The 25,172-nt window shown below is 40.4% G+C and carries 19 protein-coding genes; 7 read left to right on the forward strand and 12 right to left on the reverse strand.

Going from position 1 to position 25,172, the window contains the following annotated elements; genetic code table 11:
- Nucleotides 1–127: 127 nt before the first annotated feature.
- The 5 genes from ABS301_RS15605 to ABS301_RS15625 form a co-directional block, all read right to left on the reverse strand.
- Nucleotides 128–658 (reverse strand): PTS sugar transporter subunit IIA, encoded by a 531-nt coding sequence (locus tag ABS301_RS15605; protein ID WP_349673102.1) that lies wholly within the window; start codon nucleotides 656–658, stop codon nucleotides 128–130.
- 20 nt (nucleotides 659–678) lie between these two features.
- Entirely contained in the window at nucleotides 679–2,481 is a 1,803-nt protein-coding gene (uidA, locus tag ABS301_RS15610; RefSeq protein ID WP_349673103.1) for a beta-glucuronidase, read from the reverse strand.
- Between the two features lie 50 nt (nucleotides 2,482–2,531).
- Nucleotides 2,532–3,905 carry a PTS transporter subunit EIIC gene (locus ABS301_RS15615; protein ID WP_349673104.1) on the reverse strand — a complete coding sequence of 458 codons (1,374 nt, stop codon included), beginning with the start codon at nucleotides 3,903–3,905 and terminating at the stop codon, nucleotides 2,532–2,534.
- Between the two features lie 103 nt (nucleotides 3,906–4,008).
- On the reverse strand, nucleotides 4,009–4,848 hold the full coding sequence (locus tag ABS301_RS15620) for a PRD domain-containing protein (protein WP_277407030.1): 840 nt from the start codon (nucleotides 4,846–4,848) through the stop codon (nucleotides 4,009–4,011).
- A gap of 205 nt (nucleotides 4,849–5,053) precedes the next feature.
- On the reverse strand, nucleotides 5,054–6,460 hold the full coding sequence (locus ABS301_RS15625; protein WP_349673105.1) for a glycoside hydrolase family 1 protein: 1,407 nt from the start codon (nucleotides 6,458–6,460) through the stop codon (nucleotides 5,054–5,056).
- 141 nt (nucleotides 6,461–6,601) lie between these two features.
- Here ABS301_RS15625 and ABS301_RS15630 point away from each other — a divergent pair, with 141 nt between their 5' ends.
- From ABS301_RS15630 to ABS301_RS15640, 3 genes are all read left to right on the forward strand, one after another.
- On the forward strand, nucleotides 6,602–7,417 hold the full coding sequence (locus ABS301_RS15630) for a MerR family transcriptional regulator (protein ID WP_349673106.1): 816 nt from the start codon (nucleotides 6,602–6,604) through the stop codon (nucleotides 7,415–7,417).
- 86 nt (nucleotides 7,418–7,503) lie between these two features.
- Nucleotides 7,504–7,980 carry an SAM-dependent methyltransferase gene (locus tag ABS301_RS15635; protein ID WP_349673107.1) on the forward strand — a complete coding sequence of 159 codons (477 nt, stop codon included), beginning with the start codon at nucleotides 7,504–7,506 and terminating at the stop codon, nucleotides 7,978–7,980.
- Nucleotides 7,981–8,077: 97 nt separating this feature from the next.
- Nucleotides 8,078–9,049 carry a helix-turn-helix transcriptional regulator gene (locus ABS301_RS15640; protein WP_349673108.1) on the forward strand — a complete coding sequence of 324 codons (972 nt, stop codon included), beginning with the start codon at nucleotides 8,078–8,080 and terminating at the stop codon, nucleotides 9,047–9,049.
- A 110-nt stretch (nucleotides 9,050–9,159) separates the two neighbouring features.
- On the opposite strand, the gene ABS301_RS15645 is transcribed toward ABS301_RS15640, so the two are convergent.
- Nucleotides 9,160–10,134 (reverse strand): NmrA family NAD(P)-binding protein, encoded by a 975-nt coding sequence (locus ABS301_RS15645; RefSeq protein ID WP_349673109.1) that lies wholly within the window; start codon nucleotides 10,132–10,134, stop codon nucleotides 9,160–9,162.
- A gap of 264 nt (nucleotides 10,135–10,398) precedes the next feature.
- On the opposite strand from ABS301_RS15645, the gene ABS301_RS15650 reads away from it, so the two are divergent.
- On the forward strand, nucleotides 10,399–12,681 hold the full coding sequence (locus tag ABS301_RS15650; protein WP_349673110.1) for an adenosylcobalamin-dependent ribonucleoside-diphosphate reductase: 2,283 nt from the start codon (nucleotides 10,399–10,401) through the stop codon (nucleotides 12,679–12,681).
- 26 nt (nucleotides 12,682–12,707) lie between these two features.
- The gene (locus tag ABS301_RS15655; protein ID WP_349673111.1) at nucleotides 12,708–13,616 is read left to right on the forward strand and encodes a LysR family transcriptional regulator; all 909 of its coding nucleotides are present in this window, start codon (nucleotides 12,708–12,710) and stop codon (nucleotides 13,614–13,616) included.
- A gap of 76 nt (nucleotides 13,617–13,692) precedes the next feature.
- On the opposite strand, the gene ABS301_RS15660 is transcribed toward ABS301_RS15655, so the two are convergent.
- Nucleotides 13,693–16,617: a glycoside hydrolase family 48 protein gene (locus ABS301_RS15660; RefSeq protein ID WP_349673112.1), complete on the reverse strand. Its 2,925-nt coding sequence runs from the start codon at nucleotides 16,615–16,617 to the stop codon at nucleotides 13,693–13,695.
- 290 nt (nucleotides 16,618–16,907) lie between these two features.
- Entirely contained in the window at nucleotides 16,908–17,309 is a 402-nt protein-coding gene (locus tag ABS301_RS15665; RefSeq protein ID WP_349673113.1) for a hypothetical protein, read from the reverse strand.
- A gap of 185 nt (nucleotides 17,310–17,494) precedes the next feature.
- Here ABS301_RS15665 and ABS301_RS15670 point away from each other — a divergent pair, with 185 nt between their 5' ends.
- Together ABS301_RS15670 and ABS301_RS15675 are read left to right on the forward strand one after the other, a co-directional pair.
- Nucleotides 17,495–18,022: a histidine phosphatase family protein gene (locus ABS301_RS15670; RefSeq protein ID WP_349673114.1), complete on the forward strand. Its 528-nt coding sequence runs from the start codon at nucleotides 17,495–17,497 to the stop codon at nucleotides 18,020–18,022.
- 119 nt (nucleotides 18,023–18,141) lie between these two features.
- A complete protein-coding gene (locus tag ABS301_RS15675; RefSeq protein WP_349673115.1) occupies nucleotides 18,142–19,761 on the forward strand; it encodes a pectate lyase family protein in 1,620 nt (539 codons plus the stop codon).
- Nucleotides 19,762–19,829: 68 nt separating this feature from the next.
- Here the strand turns inward: ABS301_RS15675 and ABS301_RS15680 are convergent, their stop codons facing one another.
- The 4 genes from ABS301_RS15680 to ABS301_RS15695 form a co-directional block, all read right to left on the reverse strand.
- Nucleotides 19,830–20,705: a hypothetical protein gene (locus ABS301_RS15680; RefSeq protein ID WP_349673116.1), complete on the reverse strand. Its 876-nt coding sequence runs from the start codon at nucleotides 20,703–20,705 to the stop codon at nucleotides 19,830–19,832.
- A 106-nt stretch (nucleotides 20,706–20,811) separates the two neighbouring features.
- Nucleotides 20,812–21,567, reverse strand: coding sequence for an ABC transporter ATP-binding protein (locus ABS301_RS15685; RefSeq protein WP_349673117.1), 756 nt, complete (start codon nucleotides 21,565–21,567; stop codon nucleotides 20,812–20,814).
- Nucleotides 21,568–21,570: 3 nt separating this feature from the next.
- On the reverse strand, nucleotides 21,571–23,889 hold the full coding sequence (locus ABS301_RS15690; RefSeq protein WP_349673118.1) for an ABC transporter permease: 2,319 nt from the start codon (nucleotides 23,887–23,889) through the stop codon (nucleotides 21,571–21,573).
- Nucleotides 23,864–25,171 (reverse strand): MFS transporter, encoded by a 1,308-nt coding sequence (locus ABS301_RS15695; protein ID WP_349673119.1) that lies wholly within the window; start codon nucleotides 25,169–25,171, stop codon nucleotides 23,864–23,866. Before ABS301_RS15695 ends, ABS301_RS15690 begins: the two co-directional genes overlap by 26 nt.
- Between the last annotated feature and the right edge of the window lies 1 nt (nucleotide 25,172).

Genomic DNA, 25,172 nt, shown 5'->3' on the forward strand with positions numbered 1-25,172 from the left:
AAAAACCGACCTCCCAAATGTTAGATTTCAGGTCTAACATTTGGGGGTCGGTTCACATTTTAAAGCTGCCCGCGTTTTTATGTTTATAATGTGTTATCTATCTCTGTTAATACTCCCCTGAAAGTTATTACAGAAAATTAAAGATTTGTTCCAGAGGTTCAACCGAGCCTAACTTTGGCTGGCTCATAGTCCCCATCAAAGCGGCATTGGGCACCAGAACCATAGTGGTTGTCTGATAACCTTTCTCTTTAATCTTAGCACAATCGAATTCTACCAGCAGCTCCCCAGCTTTCACATGATCTCCCTGTTTTACCAAAGCATGAAAACCATCACCTTCCAGCTGCACTGTATCAATGCCAATATGAAGCAATACTTCCATTCCATCCCCGGTTGTCATACCAATTGCATGTCCGGTTGGAAATACGGATACAATCTCACCATCAACCGGAGCATATAACTTTCCTTCTTCTGGTTGGATGCCAACACCTGGTCCCATAACTTCTTCTGCAAATACCGGATCGCTTACGTTAGAAAGGGGTATTACAGTTCCCTTTAAAGGGCTGTAAATTGTTTTTGGTTCACAGGTTATACTATTTAGAGCAGTAGTATTTGATTCTGTTTTCTCTTTATTACCAAATAAATTATCTAAAAATCCCATTCGCTCAGTCCTCTATATAATTAGTCCAATGATTCCCAACGTTTTTTTAATACGAAAGCAGCGCTTTTCGGCTGTCTTACCCGATTGAAAATCCCCTTTTTGTTCCCATTTACACGCATGATTCCCTCTGTTGTCTGGAAATCAGCAAAGTTCCAAACCAATTCTCCCTGCACAAACTCAAACTGGTCAAATATTTCAAAATTCATATCCAGATATTCGTTCTGGTATTCCTGGCTCCACATAATACTGGGAAGTTTATGTTCTGTTGCCATGGTATCAGTGCCAAATTCAGTAAATACAAACGGTATATTCAAATTTTTATCTTTCCACTTATTCATTTCAATTAAGAAGGCTTCCCTTGCATCAACAAGCTCCGGGCCTCCTTTGATATACCACCCGTAATAACGGTTCAAACAGATAAAATCACAAAGCTGGTAGCACTTACACAGTTCCGGCTGACTGTTCTTTTCAAATGCCCCTGTCATCGGACGGTTCTGTGGATCCAAGGCTCTTGCGGCATCAAACACCGCAGTGAAATAATCTTTCGACTCTTCGCTGGTGGTTTCCGGTTCATTAAACAGACTCCATGCAATTACACTGGGATGGTTTTTATCCCTTACAATCATCTCCTCCACTGCCTGAAGATGGTTCTTTAACAGATTTGGTACGGTAGGTGTTTCAAAAAATCTGGTGAATTTACCGGTTCCTGCATCTGCAAAGTTTCTGGTGGATCTCATCATCCCCACTGCCGGAACCTCATCAATAATCAGAAAGCCTTCTTTATCTGCGAACTGATACCACTCTTCTGCATAAGGATAATGACTGGTTCGAAAGCAGTTGGCACCAATCCATTTCATGCATTCAAAATCTCGCTTTAAAACACCCCAGTTGAAGCCACGGCCAATCACTTCAAAATCTTCGTGTTTTCCAAATCCTTTCAGATAAACAGCCTTGCCATTCATCTGAATTTCTTTTCCTGCTATTTTTACTGTTCTGATCCCGATTTTAGAGGAATACTCATCAATCAGTGTTTCTCCATCCCAGATACGCATGACTGCCTGATAAAGATAGGCTTTTCCTACATTCCACAAATGGGCTTTGGAAACAGTCACACTTCCTTTCGCACCTGTGCTTTTCGCCACCTGCTGTTTATTCTCATCAAATAATTCAAAGGAAACCACATGATCACCATTTGTCATAATCTGATAATGAACAACGGCATCTTCTCCATTTAACTCATAATCCACACTGAAATCTTCGATGGATTCCACGGGCTTTGAAACAAGCCATACGCTTCTCTGGATTCCGGAATAATTAAAAAAGTCGAAATAAGGCTTGGCCAGTTTTCTTCCGTCACGAAGAACCATGGTGGCTCCACAGGGAAGACTCTCTTCATTTAATTCGTTATTGGCTTTTACGATAAATGTATTTACCTCACCAAATTTCACATGATCCGTCACTCTGGCAACCACCGGCAAAAATCCACCTTCATGGGTTGCTGTCAGACTGCCATTGCAATAAACATTTGCGCGGTGGGTAATGCTTCCGAAACGGATTTCCAACTCCTGTTTCTCCCATTCCCGAGGTACAAATACTTCTGTCTCATACCAGAAATCTCCGCAAAAATCCCGTTCTTCCTTTGTGGTGAAAAAGTCGGAAAAACTTGCGGGAACCGGCATGGAGATGGGATCTGGCAACTTATGCTGCCAGCCCTCCTGCAGTCCTTTTTCCTCCGGATCAAACCGGAATTTCCACATACCATCTAACGGCTGGGACATTCTTGCCTGATTGCTGCATGGGTATAATTCTGAAAAATTCAGCATCTTTCACTCTCCTGTTATCTTTTTATGCTGCCATTATTCACCATTTTTTATTATACTTCATCTTTATAAATAAAGAAATAAGTTAATAAAAATACTATTACAAAAGAAAATGTGATTGATACAACGATAGCCGGACCCGCCATGGCAAAAAGGGCTGGGATCGTTAAAAGGTTGACTGGAACCTGGGCGGTACGGATACATCCTGTAACCGCTGCAATAATACCACTGATTCCGTTAACAATACACATTCCGATAAATATTTTACGGTTTTTCATTAAAACACCGTAGATACCTGGCTCTGTTACGCCACCAATCAAAGCTGAGACGGAAGCAGAACCGGATACTAATTTCATATCTTTATTTCTTGTCTTTAAGAATACTGCCAGACATGCTGCTGCAATACCAAAGTTAGCGCCAAATGTAGCTGGTGAGATATAATCATATCCTAATACGGAATAGTTGTTCATAATAATAGGTAAAAATCCCCAGTGTAAACCAAACACAATAAACACCGGCCATAAAGCACCCATTGCAAATCCTGCAATTGCTGGAGAGAAAGCAAATATTGCCTGAATTCCTCCTGCTATTCCTCTGCTCACAATATCTGTAACCGGTCCGATCACAATCAAAGCCACAGGGAAAACAATAGCGAAATCAACTACTGGAATAACGATACTTTGAATAATCTTTGGAATTACTTTCATCAACCCTTTTTCCAGTTTAGACTGCGCATAAACGGTTAAAAGAATGGGCAGTACAGAGCTTGGATAGCTGATCAGCTTTACCGGAATCGAGAAAAATGTAACAGCAACTTCCTTATCGGCAAACAGAGCCGTCATAGATGGATAACACATCGCACAGGCGATTGCCATTGAAATAAACGGCTTTGCGCCAAATTTCTGTGCTGCACAATATGCCAGGAAAATAGGCAGGAAATAGAAAATACCGTCTGAAGCAGCATAAAGTATGGTATAAGTGGTAGACGTTTTATCAAGCAGGGACAGAGTTGTGAATAATACCAGAAAACCCTTTAAAAGTCCTGCTCCGGCAAATGCTCCCATAAAGGGCATAAAGATACCGGAAATAAGATCTGTCATTTTATCCATAAAACTGCTCTTTTTGTTTCCTGATGCCGAATGATCTGCTTCTGCTGATTCACTCTCATTTTTCTCCCCGATGGAAGTATTCAGTAAAATCTGGTCATATACATCTTCTACATCACTTCCAATTACAACCTGATATTGACCGCCTGCCTGCATTACCTTAATAACACCCTGCATATTTTTCAGTATTTCCGTATCCGCCCTGCTTTCGTCTTTTAACTTAAAACGAAGCCGTGTGATACAATGGGTCAGGGAATTAATATTTTCTTCCCCACCAACATGTTCTACAATATCTTTGGCTAATTTTGCATAATCTGCCATTGTGATACCTCCCTAAATTTTTTTATCAAAAAAGCCTGGTTATCCCCTATTATTTAAGAGAATTACCAGGCTTTGCTGAACTGAATCATAACACTGCCAAAATCTAACTGTTTTTTAATTGTGACAGATGAACTGCCAGATAGACTAATTCATCGTGCCCCGCTTTGTAATGATATTTATCTTCAATGTATTGACATACTTTCTGGCTGCAACGATATTCATCGGGGTAGTTCCTAAGCAGCTCTTCTAGCATACGCGCCCCGCCATGCTCTTTATAATAATACTTTTTCATGACACGCTGGGCAAAGAATTTCAAATGGGTCATATATCGGTAATAGGGAAGGGAATCTTCCTTCACCTGAAAATTCAGTTCTGACATAATCAGATCATTGAGTTCGCTCACCATGACAATCATCTTTTTGGCATTTCCGCTGATCTGATTATGCCGGGCTGTTACAAAATGCATAGCCACAAATCCCGCCTCATCATTGGATAACCGGTAACCGAATTTGGATTCAATCAAATCCAGCATCTTTTGCCCTACCTTATATTCGTCCGGATAAAACCGTATGATATCATGTAAAATGGAATTGGGTACTACAAGCCCCTGCTGAAAATTTTCTACTGCATGATAAATATGATCGACCAGGGAAATATGAATGGTTTCATTGAGAGTCATATCAAAGACCTGAACTGCAAAATCAATGACATCCTCTGCAACCATGATGTACTCCTGGGGCACCGTATCAAGTATTTCCCGGAACTGACTTTTATGGTTTTTATCTTTCAGAATAAATTGTTTTTCAACCCGCTCCTGATCGATGGCATCGCCGATACGGCTTTTAAATCCAAGTCCGCTTCCAAGCAGCAGGACATCCTGTCCATTTTCATCGTTTGATATCACAGCATTTGTATTTAATATCTGCTTAATAACCATTTTCATAAAAGTTTCCTCGATCTCAATGTGTAAAAAACATAATGCTACATATGAATTAAAAACAAAAAAACAAGCATGCACCAAATAAAACAGATGCAGACTTGCCTAATTTAATAGTAACACTCCTGTAAACTACATAGATCCTATCACAGGAGTGTTATTAAAACAATCGTTATTTTAACCAATATTACTCATTACAATTTGTACACTTTTACAACTCTTCCCCATTGGATGCGATCACATTTTTGTACCAGTCAAAGGATTTTTTCTTATATCTGTTTAATGTACCAGTTCCGTCATCATTTCGATCCACATAGATAAAACCATACCGTTTTTTTAATTCCGCAGTAGAAGCACTGACTAAATCAATGCAGCCCCAGCTGGTATATCCCATAACCGGGACCCCATCTTCTATGGCTTCCCCTACCTGAATCAAATGATCTCTTAAATAATTAATCCGATAATCATCAAGGACTGTCTTTGTTCCATCTGGCTGTGTTACCAGCTCATCAACTGCACCCAATCCGTTCTCCACAATAAACAGAGGTTTCTGCCACCGGTCATAAAACTGATTGAGCACATAGCGAAGTCCCTGGGGATCGATGGCCCAGCCCCATTCACTTTGTTTTAAATAGGGATTTGTTACACCGCCCATAAGATTTCCTTCTCCTGCCTGTGCCACGGAATGGTCGGCGGCTTCGCAGGTACTCATGTAGTAGCTGAATGATACGAAATCCACAGTATGATTCCTTAACAGCTCTTCATCCCCATCTGCCATCTGAATCTGAATATTATTTTCCCTGAAATACCGTTTCATATAACCAGGATACTGGCCTCTGACATGCATATCGCCAAAAAATGTATTCATATGATCTGATTTCATGGCTGCAATTACATCATCCGGATTAGAAGTCAGGGCATACATAGGCATGCTTAAGATCATACAGCCGATTTTGCAGCCGGGCATCATCTCATGGCCGATTTTCGTAGCCAGTGCGCTGGCAACCAGTTCATGGTGAATTGCCTGATAAAGATCCTGTTTGTTCAATCTGCTCTTATCCGTATAGATTCCCCCGCTTAAAAACGGTTCATGAAGCACGGAATTTATCTCGTTAAATGTCAGCCAGTATTTCACCTTTCCACCGTAGCGGTTAAAAATAGTTCTGACATAACGCTCATAAAAGCGGATCATATCCCGGTTTATCCAGCCATCGTACTTAACCGACAGGTTTAAAGGTGTCTCATAATGAGAAATCGTTACCAGAGGTTCAATTCCTTGTTTTAGTAACTCATCAAATAAATCATCGTAAAACTGAAGTCCCTTTTCATTGGGCTCTTTCTCATCCCCATTTGGGAATATCCGGCTCCAGGCAATTGAGGTACGGAACACTTTAAAACCCATTTCCGCAAAAAGCTTAATATCGTCCTTATATCGATGGTAGAAGTCAATTCCTACCAGCTTCATATTATCTGGAGTTGGTTCTTTTGTTACCGGTCCTTTAATACCATGGGGCGTCACATCCTGGGTACTTAACCCCTTTCCGTCTTCGTTATATGCTCCTTCACACTGGTTTGCAGCCACTGCTCCTCCCCATAGGAATCCATCTGGAAATTTCATATAGCAGTTAGTCCTCCTTTTCTTTTACAAGATGTCGACTATAATAGCAGATTTTTACGAAATAAACAACTCACAAAAAAATTGAAGTATCATTCAATCATGTTTATAATAAAGGTGGAAATAGAAAAGGGGGATAAATTGATGTTCCAGATAGGTGAATTTTCAAAGCTGACGCAAATAACAATTCGTATGCTCCGATATTATGATGAGGCAGGGCTCTTAAAACCCGCTGAAGTCGACCCTTGGACGGGATATCGCATGTATTCTGTGGACCAAATACCGATTCTGAATAAAATCATCTATCTTCGTGACAGCGGTTTTACTGTTTCAGAAATTGCAGCAGCTCTAAGTATGAAGGATGACGATTCTCTTGTATCGCAGCTTGACAGGAAGCAGCTGGAGGTGGAACAGGCAATTAAGGCTGAACAGGAAAAAATAAATAAAATAGAGTTTGCAAAAAGCGAACTTCTAAATAAAAAAAGTGAAATGCATTATAACATTTTAATTAAATCCATACCAGCTTATCCGGTTCTTTCCTTACGCCGCACAATACCCGATTATTACGCAGAGGGTGATTTATGGCAGGAGTTATCCGCCTTTGCAGCTGATCATCAGATACCAATATCAAAAAATACTTTTTCCATCTATTATGATACCGAATACATAGATAAAAATGTAGATATTGAGTTATGCGCACCTGTAAAGAAACAGGGGAAAAATATAAATGGTTTTACATTTAGAAACGTTGATCCAGTACCAATAATGGCTTGCACAATGGTATACGGAGCATTTTCAAATATCGCAGACGCCTACCTGGCATTTGCACAATGGCTGCAAGAAAACAGTCAATATGAAATGTCCTCCCCAACCAGACAAATCGTACACCGTGGTCCCTGGAATGAAAGCAGTCCCGAAAAATATCTGATTGAGATTCAGATACCACTAGAAATGAAATAGCCCCATTCCTCTTTTTATCCACTTGACTCTCACATGGTGTGAGGGGTTATGCTCTGCTTGAAATCAAGAAAATGGAGGAAAAACACATGAATAATTTTACAGTGAAACCAATTGGAACGGTTCATAACAACGAAGACGGTACGTTTATTGAGGTAAATGAACAATATCTTCCAGCTCTGCAAGCATTGGAAGGATTCAGCAACATCAATATCTTCTGGTGGTTCAGCGATTTTGATGATGATCAATCCCGCTCAACGCTGCAGACAGAGCAGCCCTATAAAGGTGGACCCGAAGTAATAGGCGTTTTTGCCACAAGATCACCGTTGCGTCCCAATCCCATTGCTTTAACCACGGTCGATGTGATCCACATTGATTATGAAAAAGGGATCATTCAAATTGCATTTATCGACGCAAACCATAATACCCCAGTGATTGATATTAAACCCTATACACCAAGCCTTGACAGAGTAGAAACTCCTGGTGTACCTGCATGGTGCAGCCATTGGCCAAATAGCACAGAAGAATCTGCCTGTTTTGCCTGGGAAGAAGTATTCAATTTTTAGGGGACACTTAGAAGCTTTTCAGCAAGTAAAATCAAGAATTCTGATTTCTTATCCGTTATAATTCTTTTAGAGCGATTGAAACGAGGTGAACAGGTAAATGTACGAATGGCACAAGCAAATTCAGCTAATTGTTGATGAAATCGATAAATCAATCAGACAACATCATGATGAATCGCTGACTCTTAAATTTCTTTCCCGCAAACTTGGCTATTCTGAATTTCATACGACCAGGAAATTCAGAGAAATATCAGGTATGCAGTTCAGAGAATATTTACGGCTCAGAAGGTTAGCCTTTGCGTTAAAAGAGGTTCGTGACAGTGAGAAAAGTTTTTTGGATATTGCTTTTGATTATGGTTTTTCATCACATGAAGCCTTTACCAGAGCGTTTAAAAATTCCTATGGTATTACTCCAAGTGAATACCGGAAAAAGCCCAAACCTGTAGTTCTTCGTACTAAAATAACCCCTTTCGACCGCTACTTTTTAGGATTTGGAGAGATTGGCATGATGAAAACAGAAAATGATGTAAAGATTTATTTTGTTACCATTCCAGCACACAAATTTCTGCACATTAAAAACTACGAAAGCAATGGATATTGGGATTTCTGGCAGAAACAAAGTCTGATTCCAGGACAGGACTGCGATACCATCTGCGGCTTACTGGATAGTATTAAGGGCAAACTGGATGACGAAGGCGGAACTGAATCAAACAGCGGCAGCGGTCAGATTATGGCTTATATGAATGACCCAGACGGACGGCTCTGCGATTGGGGCATTCCCCGCACCGAGTGTTATGGTGTACGTCTTCCTGCTGATTACAAAGGGGAAGTACCGCCGCAAATGCTTCTGATTGATATTCCGGAAGCGGAGTATCTTGCGTTTGAACACGGACCCTTTGATTATGAACAGGAAAACAGGAGTGTGGAAGAAAAGATTGAAAAGGCTATGGCAGACTTTGATTTTACAGATACCGGCTACTGCTTTGATCCAACTCCCGGCAGAGTTCTTTATTTTTATCATAATCCGGAACGATTCTGGAAATATATAAGACCGGTGAAGAAGCAGTCCTGATAAAATGTTGAACCGCTTAACTGAATAACCTTATTCTTTTAGGGCTGTGCCGCTGTTTTTTTGTGCACAGCCCTGACTGATATACATATTTTTCCGGTTAAGAGTCTGTTCTACTGAACATCTTTCCAATTGGTTATATTCTTTTCCCAGATATAGCTGTAGTTTTTAGCAAGCTCTTTTGCTGTTAATGGTTTCTTTCCCGTTACTAATTCTACGTCATTGGACGAAACATTCATTAGCCCTTCTGCAATGCTGCCTTCATTGGTAACCATATCATTTCCACACCACGGAACCGGCGACCTGGAGTAGTCTCCTGTTGCTTCTCTCGGAATGTGCATGGAATCAAGATACTCAAAAAACTCCTGGTGGCTGACAGGACAGTACTCTATATTTTTTCCAGAAAGTTCATTGATTATGTCTACAATATCTCGTTGACTGATGGATTCACTGCCGCAAATTTTATAGGTTTTACCGTTTTCTCCCTTTCCTAAAAGTAAAGCTGCAGCTACTCTTGCCACGTCATCCTTAGGGATATAAGTTGCCTTACCTTCTCCTGCAGTTGTATACCACTTATTTCCTGACATAAGGGCCAGCATAACCGAAGTTGTAAGATAGTTTTCCAAATACAGATTATCCTGCATGAAGCTATAATCCACACCGGTCTCTTCGTGTCTTTTCTGAATATATGCTTCCGTAGCTGTATGGTCAGGTGTGACATATACATGCTCATAAGCGGGATCACTGGCGCCCAAAAATGAGGTATACGTAATATGGTTTACCCCCGCCTGAATGGCAGCCTCCACAACATTGCTGTGCTGACGGACTCTGGTCTCCCCAATTGTCAATCCTGATACAATAAAGATTCTGTCTCCACCCTCAAATGCTTTTGTCATTTCTTCAATGGAATCATAATTTGCCTGTTCCACTTTTACCCCTGATAATTCCCATTTTCTCTTTTTTTCCGGCTCCAGTCTTTCTATGTATGGGCAGGTAAAAGTCAGCTCTGTAGGATTAACCTTGCTGAGCATAATTTCAGCAACCCTTCCACCCAATTTACCATCGCACCCTGTTACAATATAGCGCATAAATACCTCCTTTTTATTATCAGTTATTCTTGAATCTGTTTCTGTCCGCTTAGAAACTGGTAATGGAATTATATCAATTATCCGCTGAGAAATGAAATAGAACTATATTATCTTTAATAAATATTATTTATTACAAAGCCATTGATCTCATTCTATATATGGTATATAATATATAGCGTTTCTCAATATATGGTGTTTTGTCCCATTATATATATGGTCATAATACAGATATAAACTGATTTGGAAAGAGAGGAAAAATTCAACATGGATATTACGGAATACTTGGGGTGCGGCAATATTTTAGGGCAGGATATCTGGAACAATAAATACCGGTATAATGAGGAAGAGTTTGACCAATGGGTGGAACGTGTCTCAGGTGGAAACAGGCAGGTAGCAGAGCTTATTATCAATAAGAAATTTTTGTTTGCCGGAAGAATTTTAACCAATCGAGGATTAACTAAATTTGGCAAGAAAATTACCTACTCCAATTGTTATGTAGTAACTCCTCCCGAAGATAATATTGAAAGTATCTTTGATACGGCCAAATCACTGGCAAGAACATACAGCTACGGAGGCGGCTGCGGAGTAGATATTGGCAAGCTCAGGCCAAAAGGAGCCCTGGTTCACAATGCTGCTGAGAATACAAGCGGTTCCGTTTCATTCATGGATTTATACTCTGCAGTAACAGAATTAATTGGGCAAAACGGAAGGCGCGGAGCGTTAATGATCAGTATCCCCTGTACCCATCCGGATTTAGAATCATTTATTGAAATAAAATCCGATTTAACGAAGGTTACAAAAGCAAATATTTCTATCCGTATAACGAATGCATTTATGGAAGCAGTGAAGGAACATGCGCCTTTTATGCTGACCTTTCAGGTAGAAGACACCGGTGAAGTAATTGAAAAAGAAGTAAATGCATATGAGATTTTTTGCCGAATCAGTGAGATGAACTGGGATTATGCAGAACCCGGAATGCTGTTTTGGGATCGTATTGAAAGTTGGAATCTGCTGTCCAATACCAGGGGATTCCAATATGCCGGAACAAATCCATGTGCGGAAGAGCCATTACCGGCTGGAGGCTCCTGCCTGCTTGGAGCAATTAATCTTTCCGCTTACGTTGCGATAAAAGAGAATAAGAAAGTCTTTGATTATGAAAACTTCACAAAGGATGTACGTACCTGTGTAATTGCTCTCAATGAAGTACTGGATGAAGGTCTTCCTTTACACCCACTGAAAGAACAGAGGGATTCTGTGCGGGACTGGCGGCAGATTGGTCTTGGTGTATTGGGTATTGCAGACTTACTCATTAAATTAGGAATTCGATATGGAAGTGATGAAAGTATTGAGCTATGCAATAGAATTGCAGGAGAAATGATTAATAATGCAGTTTATCAATCTGCAAAACTTGCAAAGGAAAACGAACCATTTCCAAAGTGCAAAATAGAAGAAATTATGGAAACTGCATTTTTCAAAGCAAATATAGAGGATGATGTGGCTGCATTTGTGAAAGAAGCAGGCGGTCTGTCCAATTCTCAGCTTCTGACAATTGCACCAACAGGAACACTGTCAACCATGCTTGGCATATCCGGCGGGATAGAGCCAGTCTATTCTAATTCATATACAAGAAAAACGGAAAGTCTTCATGGTGAAGATGTATATTATAAAATATACACCCCCATTGTTCAGGAATATATGAGCGAACATGGCATTACAGATGAAAATGATCTGCCAGATTTTTTTGTAACTGCCCAGTCCCTTCCCTACACGGAACGAATTAAAATGCAGGCAGTGTGGCAAAATCATATTGATGCATCCATCAGTTCCACTGTAAATGTTCCGAAAGAATTTACAAAAGAAGAGGTACAGGCTTTGTATTTTATGGCATGGGAATATGGTCTGAAAGGAATTACAATATTCAGAGATGGCTGTAAGCGTCTGGGAATATTAACAACCAGGGATGAAAAGGCTTCCGGGAACCTGGAACGCGGTCAAATCGTAAAGGTTTCAGATGCCTGTATCGGAAAAAGAAGAACCCTTCGGACTGGTTGTGGAACCCTTCATTGTGAAGCATTCTTTGATCCTCTCACCGGGAAATTTATGGAAATATTCCTTTCAAAAGGTTCCAAAGGCGGATGCAATAGTTTTATGGTTGGATTAAGCCGTATGATTTCACTGGCTGCAAGAGGTGGAATTGAACTGGAAGATATTGTTGATCAACTGGAAAGTACACTGGTCTGCTCCTCCTATGCAGTGCGGACAGCGACAATTCGGGATACCTCGCCTGGATCCAGCTGCCCAATGTCAATCGGAAAAGCACTGACTCAGATGTATGAAGAAATGCAATCAGAATTGAATTTAAAATACCATGGTGATAATAAAAAGGAATCTGACACAGAAACTGCACAGTTGAAAAAGAAGAGTAAAACCTATGATAAAGCGGATGGCGCAAACGTAGTCAATCCCTGTCCCATATGTGGTTTAGAACTTTCATTTGAAGGCGGTTGTAATACCTGCAAAAGCTGTGGATACTCTAAATGTGAATAGAAATATGATAGAAATTGGAGTTCGTAATGTATATCAGGCAATTAGAATGTTTCGTTCAATTATGTGAAACCCTTAACTTTAATACAACTGCTGAATTATTATACATTAGCCAGCCAGCAGTGTCCCATCAGATTAAAACTCTGGAAGAAGAGCTGGGATTAAAATTATTTATCAGAAGCAAAAGAGATGTTTCTCTGACTCCGGCGGGACTGTCCTTTTATAACGATATAAAAGATATTCTGACCAAAACTAATCTTGCCATAGCAAAGGCAAGAAACTATTCAAAGGATTTCAAATCCAATTTTTCTATCTGCTGCGAAGGAAATCTTCTTGAACTTGAACTTCTGCCATGTATTTTAAATGAATTTACTGCAGAAAATGCCTATTCTCAGTTGTATATAAAGCATGGTGACTACAAGGAAAGCAGAAATGCGTTATTGTCACAAAAACATGATATCATTTTTACAGTCGAGGAAAATATCATGGATTACCCGGAAATCCATTATGAACAACTCATATGGGGAAGATTTGTGTGTGTACTCTCTTCCAGTAATCCATTGTCGCTGAATTCCACCATATCCCTAAAACATTTACAGGAAGAATCCTTAATTTTACTTGATCCAATAAAATCTCCTCCTGAAATGTCACGATTTCAAAATGAAATACAGCTGTTTTGTCCAAATGCAACGACCTATTATTGTGATTCCTCTGTAATCTGCTATACAATGATTAAAGGTAATATGGGAATTGCAGTTATGCCTGACTTTGTATGCCCAAATGATTCTAAAGTCAAAGTAATCCCCCTGGACATACCTTATCGTATTTCCTATGGAATTGCCTGGAATGCCAGTAATTCCAAGTCAGAAATCAGGTCATTCTTGAAAACAGCCAAAGCAATCTATGAAAAGTCGGTTCCTCCGGCGGGTGTATTGTAATGAAGCATGTTCCGGATTCTTATTATAAGTATCCGGAACATGCTTTTTATAATTATGGGACTTTGTTTTATATCACTTAAGGTTCTATTCCCCATTTCAGGCTGTTAGATATATATCCTGTAACTTTTGGCGAATCCACGTAGCTCATTGCTGAGCCATCAAAGGAATAGTCATCTGTCTGAGTATAATTTGTCCAGTTAATTTTAGTCACTCTTATCTGTATCTCAGCATACTCTCCTGCTGCCAGACTTCCCGCTCCAGATGTAAATCCAATTTCCAGACAGTAGTCGGCATCTGTCTTTGGAGCAGACAATTTAACAAAGGTTCCGGTAATATTGCTGCTGCCAACTGATGACCAGTCACACCAGAAGTTTTGATCCATCTCTCCATTAATCGTGTAATAATATCTGATTTTAACATCAGAAAGTTTTACACTGGTAGTGCCGTTATTGTAAATCTTGAATTTCGGACTGAGAGATACGCTCTGGGCTAATGTGGCTGCATTATACATCTGTATCTTAATGCTGCCTTTTGCAACGGAAGTATCTACTACAGTCAGAACCATTACAGGGTCTGTTCCTGCACTTAAATCAAACACTATATTGTAGGTTCCTGTAGCAAGACCAGCCAGTTTCGTTTTTAAGAAAGTAATGGAACTTACGGATATGGTGTAATCCACGCCTTCCGTCAACACTCTGCTATCCAGCCTGATACCTTTCAGTGTATGTCCTGCCATTGTTAAGACAGCTGTAACATCTGCCTGCTTTGCAGGGTTCTTATCAAATGTGGCTGCGGCAGGTTTCACAGAACCGCTTGGTGTGGAATCGGTAATCGTTACTGTCAGTACCGGGTCAATTCCCTTATTGAAATCAAAAACAAGCTTTAACTTACCAGCATCCTGACTTGCTAAATACTTTTTAAACAAAATGACCGTACTGTCGGATAAAGTATAGTCTGTACCTTCCGTTAAATAAGTACTTCCGTCCTTAATACCGGTAAACGTATTACCATTTAAGGTAAGCTCTACTGTTATATCTGTTTGTTCAGCTATATTTTTATCAAATGCTGCAGTTACTGGGTTGATTGCAGAGTTGGTTACTGGTTCACCGCCTTCTCCAAACAGCAGGGAATATACACCATTTGCAATGGCAATATCACACTGGGCCCAGAAACGGTGGTAATGAAATACAGGATCGGTATCATTGTTATAAGCAGTAAGAACTTTCTCATAATCCGGATCATCTTTATATTTAGAACGAATGTCTAAAAATTTAACACCGGATTTAATCACATCCCCATTTGGCATTTTTCCGGTCCAGCCCGCTGGAACATAGATTTCCTGGTCAAAGAACCGTTTGTAATCTGCTCTTGATTCTGGTGTTGAAAGCCCCTTATCATCTCTGTACAGATTCCACATACGATCTAATAATTCCTTTGCCAGTACTCTTGATTCATCATCACCAGATGCCTTGCTGTAATACAATAAGGTATTTGCAAGGGAACCTGTAACGCCAAGGTCTGTGGTGTAGCTGGTAACAATTACATGCAGGTTCTTATTACCTGTATAAGTACCTGTCCAGGTATCGGGCTGTCCGGACCAGTCAAGACCGTTTGGAATCGCGAAGGTTCCATCTTCATTCAGCTGTACCACTGATTTAATCCAGCCTGCCCATTTATCCAGAATAGCTTTCGCTCTGTCATCCTTGGTTTTATAATAATATTCAGCTACACGCTGCATGGACCATGCCTGGAAACCAAACCAGGTATTACTTCCAGGATCTGCATAGACGGGATTTTCTACATATCCCATTCCATAAAAGGTTGAAGTACCTGCTGGCCATTCTTCATAACGGCCTTTATGAGAGTTACTGGCTCCGCCTGCAATCGCACCCTCAGAAGTCTGCAGCCACTGATAAAATTCCAGCTGTCTGCTAAGACTTAACTTCCAGTCGCTTGCTCCCTTCTTGGACAGAGGTTTTAAATCTTCATCTTCCGATAATATCCAGGCTGTCATGGGATTCTGATATCCAAAGTGGTTATGGCTGTCTCCAATCTTCCATGCCCAGTCGGAACCTACTCCGCCGCCCCATGCATAATACCAGGACATGAGATAATGAGCTGCATCATATCCGGTACCAGAGGCTGACGGGGTACCGATTTTACGGAAGTATTTATCAAACATGGCATATCTTAAATAATCACCCATTTTGCTGGCTTTGGAATTATAGGTTCCAAGGTCAACACCATATTCATCCGCCCATTTATTCGCCCAGTAAGTAGCCTGGATTGCACGGGCATCTGCATCGGGTGCATCGGTGTATTTAAACTGCCTTGAATAGCTGCTGTCTCCGGTGAACAGATCAAGATATCCATTCTTGCCGCCGTATTTCATTGTTTCCCAGCATGGCTGAGGTATGGTCTCCCAGGTAGACTCCTGTTCCCCTCTCTGGAACGTATTGATATAAGATGGTGTTGACACACCGTCGCCTCTGCTTCCAAAGCCGTACCAGTTATCTGCATCTAATAACCAATGCATTCCATACATGGTATTGCTGCCGTATGTAGCGGCCAGTTCACTGTTGATCGGGTCAGTTCCAACAGCTGCACCAAAATTCAGCTGGGCAGGATATAAGTCTGGCAATTCCCATTCCGGGGCATAAGTAGCAGGCTTGCTGGCTGAATATTTACTCATGCTGGATTCCGGCTGATCTTTTTCCGTTGGTATCATATAGGCTTCTGCTGTATCCCAGGCTGTTTTAAATCCGCTGAAATCTCCAGTAAATTTTCCATACATTGCCTCCAGCCACATATAATAGCTGAGAGTTTCACTTGTCGTTACATGTCCATAGTCCGGAGCTTCTACAATCAAAGTCTCAATCGAATGATATGGAATACCCTTGTTACTGAAATACCCATTTTTCGGATCCTTAATGTCTCCCCAAAGTTCCATAAATCTGTTTTGATATTTGTCTGTGCTTTTGCTAATCACTTTTTTACTCATCTTACAATAACCTCCTTTTTTATTTAACATTTTATTCATCAGCTGGTTCCTTGCCTGTAAAATAACTCTTACCTCTCACCTCTCCTTTCCTGATTATTGCAGGTTGATTACCAATTGACTTCTAATTTTTATAAAGAATATTAAAACTGTAATGTAAACATAGAAATAAATAAGCTGCAAAGTTCTTCCTATATATTTAAGGCGTTACAACAGACCACGTATACATGACTGATAGTCCGTAATTCTTCATTTCGTTACCCCTTTCTTATTTTTATTAATACCGCTTTCTATCACATGGGAAAATGTTTCAGCGCAAGATTATGGATGTTATATACCTGTCTTAAGCTGTAATTGGTTATCTCACTGATCTCTTCCCACGTATATCCGGATATATATTTTAATAAAAGTATGTTTTTTTCTATTTCACAGTCCATACACTCCACTTTCTTTACAATTGCACTGCAAATTAGATTTTTCTCTACCAGCTGCTTTCTGAGGCGGGTAAATACATCCGTCATCTCTGCATCAGGCTGGTTTGTACCAGACTGCGCCGCTAAGACAGACATGGTTTGTCTTTGTTCCTCTTTCATACGATTTATTAAGACTTCCAGCGTTTTAATCGAAAAACCGAGAGCCTGATACGATTGTAAGTAAGTTTTTTTCAGCTCTTTTTTCTCTGTATTTCCATTCATCAGAAAATCCTCCTTGACGGTATTTACTAAGTAAAAAGAGGAATTACAGCGAATTGTAAACCTGATTTTTATTTTTGACTGATATTTAATACCAGGTACAGTGGAAAACCATTGTGATACATGGTAATATGGTCTTAGTTTATTGTTTAGGGTCTGGAAAAAATATTAAATAAGGGGGAAATGACATGATATACCTTGTACGTCAGGGAGAAACCGACTGGAATCTCAATAAGAAATTCAACGGCTGTACCGATATAAAATTGAATCAGACTGGAATTACACAGGCAAAACAACTGGCAGAAAACCTTAGAAATATTGATTTTAAAGCATGCTTTAGCAGCCCTCAGACGCGGGCACGCCAAACCTGCGAAATTATTTGTGGAGAACCCATTATATTAGATGACAGACTTTCAGAAATTAACTGTGGTGAGTTTGAAGGTACAGACGAAACTGCTGATTCCCTCCAATTATTTTGGCAGGCAATTAAAAACGGCGATAAAGGCACAGAGAAATTTCAGGTATTTGTAAATCGAACTTTGGATTTTTGTGATATGATTATGAATGATCACATAGAAAATAATGTTTTAATTGTTACCCATAGTGCTAACGCTCGGATTATAAACTACTATTTTAAAGGAAAGCCTGATGATTATGACTTTAGAAGAAGTGTTGTAAAAAACGGAGGGCTGTTAACTTATGAAATCAAATCATAAATAGTGATTATTTATTGTAATGGATTACATTGTATTGCACGTACCAGTCATTATAATATTCAGTCATAGAAAACGTGGATCCGATTTTCTGTAATTAGAATAACAGGAGGTTTTAAACTATGATTTTAGAAAATTATTTAAATCCAGCTTCTGGTGCTGGTATTACCCTGACAGAAAGCGGGGGCTGGTTTGAAAGTGCTTATATTAAATGGAACCCTCTCAGCAATGCAATCTCCTACAAGGTCTATATTAAACCTTCGGCTGCTGGTGATTCTGCTTATGTACAACTTGATCCTGAATTAATAAGAAAGTATCCCACCTATTGGAGAGCCGATGCAGTAGGTCTTGCAGCCGGCCAATACATTATGAAAGCGGAAGCAATTCTCTCCAATAGCACGAATGAAAGCATTATTTCCGGCGTTATCACCGTAAGGGCAAACGACAGAACCGGATTTGCTTTTTCCGGCGACTCCCAGTATAAATCCGGATCTGGCGCGTATAAGGAAAACGGAGTCTTAAAAGAAAATGCCCAGGTAATTTATGTGACTTCTGAAACAGCAAAAACCGTATCCCTTGATGTTAAGGTAAACAGTTCCGGCAAAAAGCAAACAGGTACCGGTATTGGTGAGATCTTAACTTTGCGTCAGAAAGGATACGACACAACCCCTCTTGCTATCCGCTTCATCGGACAGGTTACAGACAGCAATATGGCTGGAGAGCTTAACAGCAATGGATACCTTGAGGTAAAAGGAAAAACATCCTACAAAGAAATGAATTTGACGTTAGAAGGTATTGGCGATGATGCAACCGCATATGGTTGGGGTTTATTAATCAGAAATTGCGGAAACCTGGAAATCAGAAACTTGGGAATTATGCTGTTCCCTGACGATGGGATTTCACTTGATACGGCTAACTGTAATGTCTGGGTTCATAATAATGATATCTTTTACGGAAAAGCAGGATCCGATGCAGATCAGGCAAAAGGAGACGGTTCTGCTGATGTGAAGAGCGGATCCACATATGTAACCCTCTCCTACAATCATTTCTGGGATTCTGGGAAATGTTCTCTTTGCGGAATGAAAGATACGGCAGAATTTTTTGTAACTTACCATCATAACTGGTATGACCATTCCGATTCCCGCCATCCAAGAATCCGGGCAGCTTCCGTACATATTTACAACAATTATTTTGACGGTAATGCAAAATACGGCGTAGGGGTAACAAATGGAAGTTCTGCATTTGTAGAATCAAACTATTTCAGACATTGTAAATATCCTATGATGAGTTCTTTGCAAGGCACGGATACTTTGGGGCAGGGTACGTTTTCCGGAGAAAACGGCGGTATGATCAAGGCCTTTAACAATCGAATAGAAAATGCCTCCAGCCTGATCTATGCAAACTCCAATGAAGGAACCACAGGTAAAAATACGGTCTCCTTTGATGCATATTCAGCATCTGCAAGAAATGAAACCGTTCCCAGCCTTTACAAAACCATTGCAGGCAGTACTGTTTACAATAATTTTGATACCGGCAAAAACATTGGCGTCAGCCTCTCTGATATTGATCCTGTAAATAATGTTGAAGGAATTGTTACAACAAGTGCGGGGCGGTTAAATCAGGGTGACTTTACCTGGAAATTTAATAATGCAGCTGATGATACTTCTTCTGACTTAAATACAGCATTAATGTCCAAAATCAGAAGCTATACGACAAATCTAATATCAGTTGGAGGAAATTAATCTCCAGACACCGGGGTGCCGTAAAATAACTGAATAATAGTTATTGAGCGGCACCTTCCATTCTGCACTTAATATTTAATAATTTTTTTGATCATCAGCATTTCAGTTTCTGAAATATCAACGTCAAACCAGGACCTGACATATGCGCAAACGTTCTTAAAATCTTTCTCTGATAACTTTTGATTATTTGCCATTTGATTCCATAGTAAAGTGAAAATTACCCTTCCAAAATCAGACAGCATATAATTATCCATATCAGATAACGAAATTTGAAACACAGATCTAAATGCCTCAAATAAATCATGTTTCATGTTATTTAAGTCATCAAAGCTTTTCATTTTTCCATTATCCACCCATTCTCCTGTAGCTATTAAGCCTTTTGTTGATTGCATTTCAGATAATCTTGCTTCTTCTTCCGGATAATCCTTTTTAAGGATTGACAACGGAAGTTTATTTCTACATGATAGCTCCATATTAACATTAAGATTGCCAAGATATTGACAGGCACGATTATTTAGGGCTTCAACTCTTAAGCCATGAAAATCCGAAGTACTTGGTTCAAATAAAACATTAATCTCCCTATTTCTTCTCTTCAGACCGCAGCTCACCCAGCCTATTACTGCAGCATTTGTGAAAGCGTCAATTATTGTATAGGTCGAACCATAAGGAAATCGATATGCAGGAATGATTCTCATTGCTGGAATACCGTACTTATTTATTAGTATTTCTTTCGTATATTCCCCCAGCCGCCCTTGAAAAAAAGAGAAGTAGGATGGCGGAGCACAGGTAGCAGATGCAATAGCAAGAGAAAACTCATCCTCCATCAAAATCATTGCTGCATGAGCAATTCTTTTATCATGTATGTCTTTATCCCAGTTTCCTTCTATAGAAACGAAATGTAGATTGTTCTTTATTTCTGCTTCACATGATATATCATCAATCACAGGGAGAAACCTCCTTTTTTCTATTAAACCGAACTGTATTCTAATTTCCAATCCTATTATATCCAGGCCTGAATCAAAGGTCAACTTCATGAATTTGCTATAATACCTATATTTCCAGGTATTCCAGACGTTGTACAACTCTTTTTATATTTTCCTCTATACTGTTACCCGTTTTTGAAATACGCATTTCATCAACAATGCTGCCATCCCGCATAAATAATACACGCTCAGCATTTGCCGCCACCTTGGCATCATGGGTAACAATCAAAATCGCTACTCCCTCTTCATTAATCTGAGAAAAAAGCTTCATCGTTTCATTTGCAGACTTGCTGTTAAGCGCACCGGTAGGTTCATCACAAAATATAATCTCGGGTGTCATTAAAAGTGCTCGGCAGATGCCTGCCCGCTGTAACTGCCCGCCTGATACTTCCGTGATGTTGCGCCCTTTCAGTTCCTCAATTCCCATTTTCTGCATCAGCATCTCTGCTTTTTTAGTAAGTTCTGCAACATTTTTGTGACTGCCCCGCAACGCAGGAAGTAAAATATTATCAAGAATATCTAAATTTTTAAGCAGGGTAGGCTGCTGAAAAACAAATCCCATGCCAGTCTGCCTCAGCTTGGAAAGCTGGTCTTCTGAAAGCTGGGACAGGTTTTGCCCGTTAAAAGTGACGGTCCCTCCGTCAATGGATTCCATTCCGCTGAGAACAAAAAGCAGGGTGGATTTTCCTGATCCGGAAGGGCCCATTACTGCGACAAATTCTCCCTTTTCGATCTGGACAGATACGTTTTTCAAAACCGTTTGTCTCTCATCTCCATGACCAAACATTTTGACAATCTCATTCCCCATCACCAATGTTTTCATTGTCTACTCCTTTATGTGTGCTGAAACCTGAATATTTTCTATCCCGGTCGTCCCAAGTGCAACCGCAAGCACAACCGCGCAGCCCATTGCCAGCGGGGAAATCAGGTAAGCAGAAACAGGATTCACAACAAATTTAAATGTGGCCGCTCCAAACGATGCAATAACTGCACCAGCAAGCACCTCTCCAAGTGTATTGGCAAGTATTGTACCCGCCAGAGTTCCCATAGACAGCACCAATGCAAAGCGGGAAATAAACTGCATCGTAATGTCCCTGTTTGTAAAACCAAGAGATTTCATGACAGCAATGGTATGACGTTCTTTTACAATCAGCATTTTCATCATAAGCAGCGTCACTAATATTGTTATGAGCAGTGCGGCAATCATGGCTGCTACAGAGATTTTTTTAATCGAATCAATTGTCGGACCAAAAGTTTGGGCTATATAACCATCAATATCCGCGACTTTTGCAAAGGAAAACTGCTTTGTGTACTCAGCTGCTTTTGCCGTACTTAAGCTATTATCTTTTAACTTAACATAAACCGTATACCACATCACATCGCCGCTTTTTTCGCTAAATGCTGCTTTTGCCGTTTTTCCTCCATTGGTAATGTCGGAATAGATTCCGCAAACTTTCAAAATTCTCTCCCTGCCATCATTTGTCAGAACAAGGGTATCTCCAATCTTCTTATTCAATTCCCTGGCATTCATTACAGAAAGGGCGATTTCATCCTCTGTCTGTGGTGTCTCGCCTTTGACATAGTAAACAGGAAACTCTGTGTGGTTACCTAAATCAACTTTAATTGTTTCGCTTTTGCCGTTTTTCGCCTGTACGGCAAAACGTTTTGTGGTGTGTACCACATATTTTGTAACAGCTTCATCCGTTTCAAGGATTTTCTTTATTGCCGTTATCTTTTCACTCATCTGATCGGTCTGCTGAACACGGAACAGAATATCAGATCTGCCGATACCCATATAGCTGGTAAAGCCCGGTGATGATATTGTACTGTATAGATTCTGAGGAATCAGCATGATAAAAGTTGAAACTATTACTACAGATAACATGGTCATATAAAGTTTTTTTCTTGATAAGACGTCCTTAATTCCCAGAAATACATTGGTATTTACCAGCCTGTTTTTCCTCAGCTGCATTCGTTTTACACCTGCGTCTTTTTCCACAACAGTGCCAAACCGGATTGCCTGTGCTGCCGGTATCTTTTGAAAACGGTTGAGTACATGGTTTACATAGGCGATCACAGCAACAAACACGAAAAAAACTGCAGCTGTTCCCCACATTCTGGCAGATGCTGCAGTTGCGCTCTCTCCCATGGTGAGGCGGATATTCCTCATAACACGTTCCTCCAGTGCAGCGGACAGTCCCCAGCCGATCCCACTGCCTGCCCCAGCGATTACAGCATATTTCCCCAGATAAATCTTTTTCATATCGTAAATGCGCAGTCCAATGGCCTTCATAATGCCGATTTCACGGGTATCCTCTTCGATTCTTGCGATCAGTGTAAAACGGATACATAAAAAGGCAATCAGTACCGCTAATATGCTAATCAACAAAAGCACAGCAATCATCAAGCCATCGGAAACGGCATTTATCATTCGAAAAAGGGGATAGGTTACTGTTGGTCCATTGGATTCCAGCCCTGCACCAATATATTCCGCTTCAAATGCGTTAAGTTCGGACAGGCTCTTAATCCGGAACTCAATCATATATTCAACAGTTCCCTTGCTTTTCATAGCTCCATAATCGTGATCGCTTACTAAAAACCGCTTGGAAGATGCCAGCGAAGAATTCATCTGAGAATCACGAAGAAAACCTGCAACTGTAAAAGTTTTACCTGCAACGATGACATTCTTTCCTAATAGCTCATTACCTTTCTTTGCATAAGCCAGAGGAACGTAAATCTCTCCGTCTGCCGGCCGAATAATTTGTCCATCCAGATCAAGTAGGTAATCAAAAGACTTGCTTTGGGTGGTAAGACCGTTATCCTGAACACTGTCCGAAAGGGTACTGTCTCCTATTTTAATTTCTGTCCCATCTATATTTAGGAACTCCATTACCTGAAATTCTCTGACAGCCCCGTTTTCCTGTGCGAAATGCTCCAGCCGCTGGATATTAATCTCCCCTGTATGCATCTGTAAGAAATGGGGAGTTTTTGCCTGTACCATAAGCGAATCAATCGATCCAGCAAGCTGCAACCCCAAAGTTACCGATAAAGAAATCAGCATAGCTGCTGCAGTGATAAAAAGCAGCATAATGGCTGAAATTGTGGGGCTTTTTCTCAAATCATTCCAGATGATTCGTCTGAACATCGCCATCTCCTTTTTCAAGTCTTTGAATTGATTGAAACTGATATAACAAAACGGATGCAATACATAATATAATACCCGCTATTATGATAAGAAATCCGGATCCTCTTCCTTTTCCAGTACCAAGAACACTGCCGACGCTTTTGGATAGTTTTCCATTCACCAGCAGCAGCGGAGTAAAGAGATGGTCTGCAAGAAGCCCCGATAATCCGTAAGCAAACACATAACCTAATTGGGAGATAAGTCCCACAAGCCCCCAGGCACGACCCTGGAATTCGTTATTAATGTTGGTTCGAAGCAAATAATCAATACTCATGTTTGCAAAAGGCAGCATTGAAAAAAATAAAAATCCTGCCACAGTTATCATGATGAGATTCTCACGGAATCCAAACAGCCCCATAAATAAACCTGAACAAAACAGCGAACCGCATAAAATTTTCACGTAATCCTTTTTTATTGAAAAAACACCCAGCAAAAGACTTGTTACCAAAAGTCCAATTGCTGCCAAAGACTGAACGGAACCCAAAGCTCCACTGTCTGAAAAACTTAAAATCATAGGGGAAGCAAGTGTCTGGATAAAGCCAAGGCATAAGGTTATGACAGCTCCTACCAAAACCAGAGTCAGTACACCTTTGTTTATCGCAATAGCTCTCCAGCCATCTCTAAAGCTGGCTGCAAAAGAAGCATTCTCCGCCTGAGGCTTTGCTGTCAGCCCCTTTCGCACGGCTAGTGTTGCCGTAACCGTTACAAAAAAGGTGCAGATATCAAGAATCAGCAGAAGCCTGATATCCCATACTTTCAGCAAAAGCCCAGCTAATACAGGAGAAATCAGGTATTTTGCAGAACCGGCAAGCTGAACGAAACCGCTGGCTTTTGTGTACTGTTCCTCCGTTAGTAAATCAGTTACAGTAGCCCGGTAGGCTGGTTCTAACAAGGATGAGAATACAGAACTAATGGTCACTCCTACGCAGATCTGCCAAAATGCCACCTGACCATCCCAAAGGACAAAGAGAATAAATAAAGGCCCGATTGCGGAAAGACTGTCTCCAAGTATCATCAGAATCCTTCGGTCATAATGGTCTGCCAGTACCCCTGCAGGTGCACTAAGCAGCAAGGAAGGCAGAAAAGCAAGCAACATGACGAAAGAAACTTGTGATGCCATTCCTGACTGCTGATAAACATAAACGCCTAAACCAAAAGAGGTAAGTCCTCCGCCTATTGCTGAAATAAGTTCTCCAGACCAAAGAAGCAGGAACTTTCCAAAGGGGTTTGATGTATGATTCATC

Source organism: Lacrimispora sp., assembly GCF_031982545.1.
Taxonomy (GTDB): domain Bacteria; phylum Bacillota; class Clostridia; order Lachnospirales; family Lachnospiraceae; genus Lacrimispora.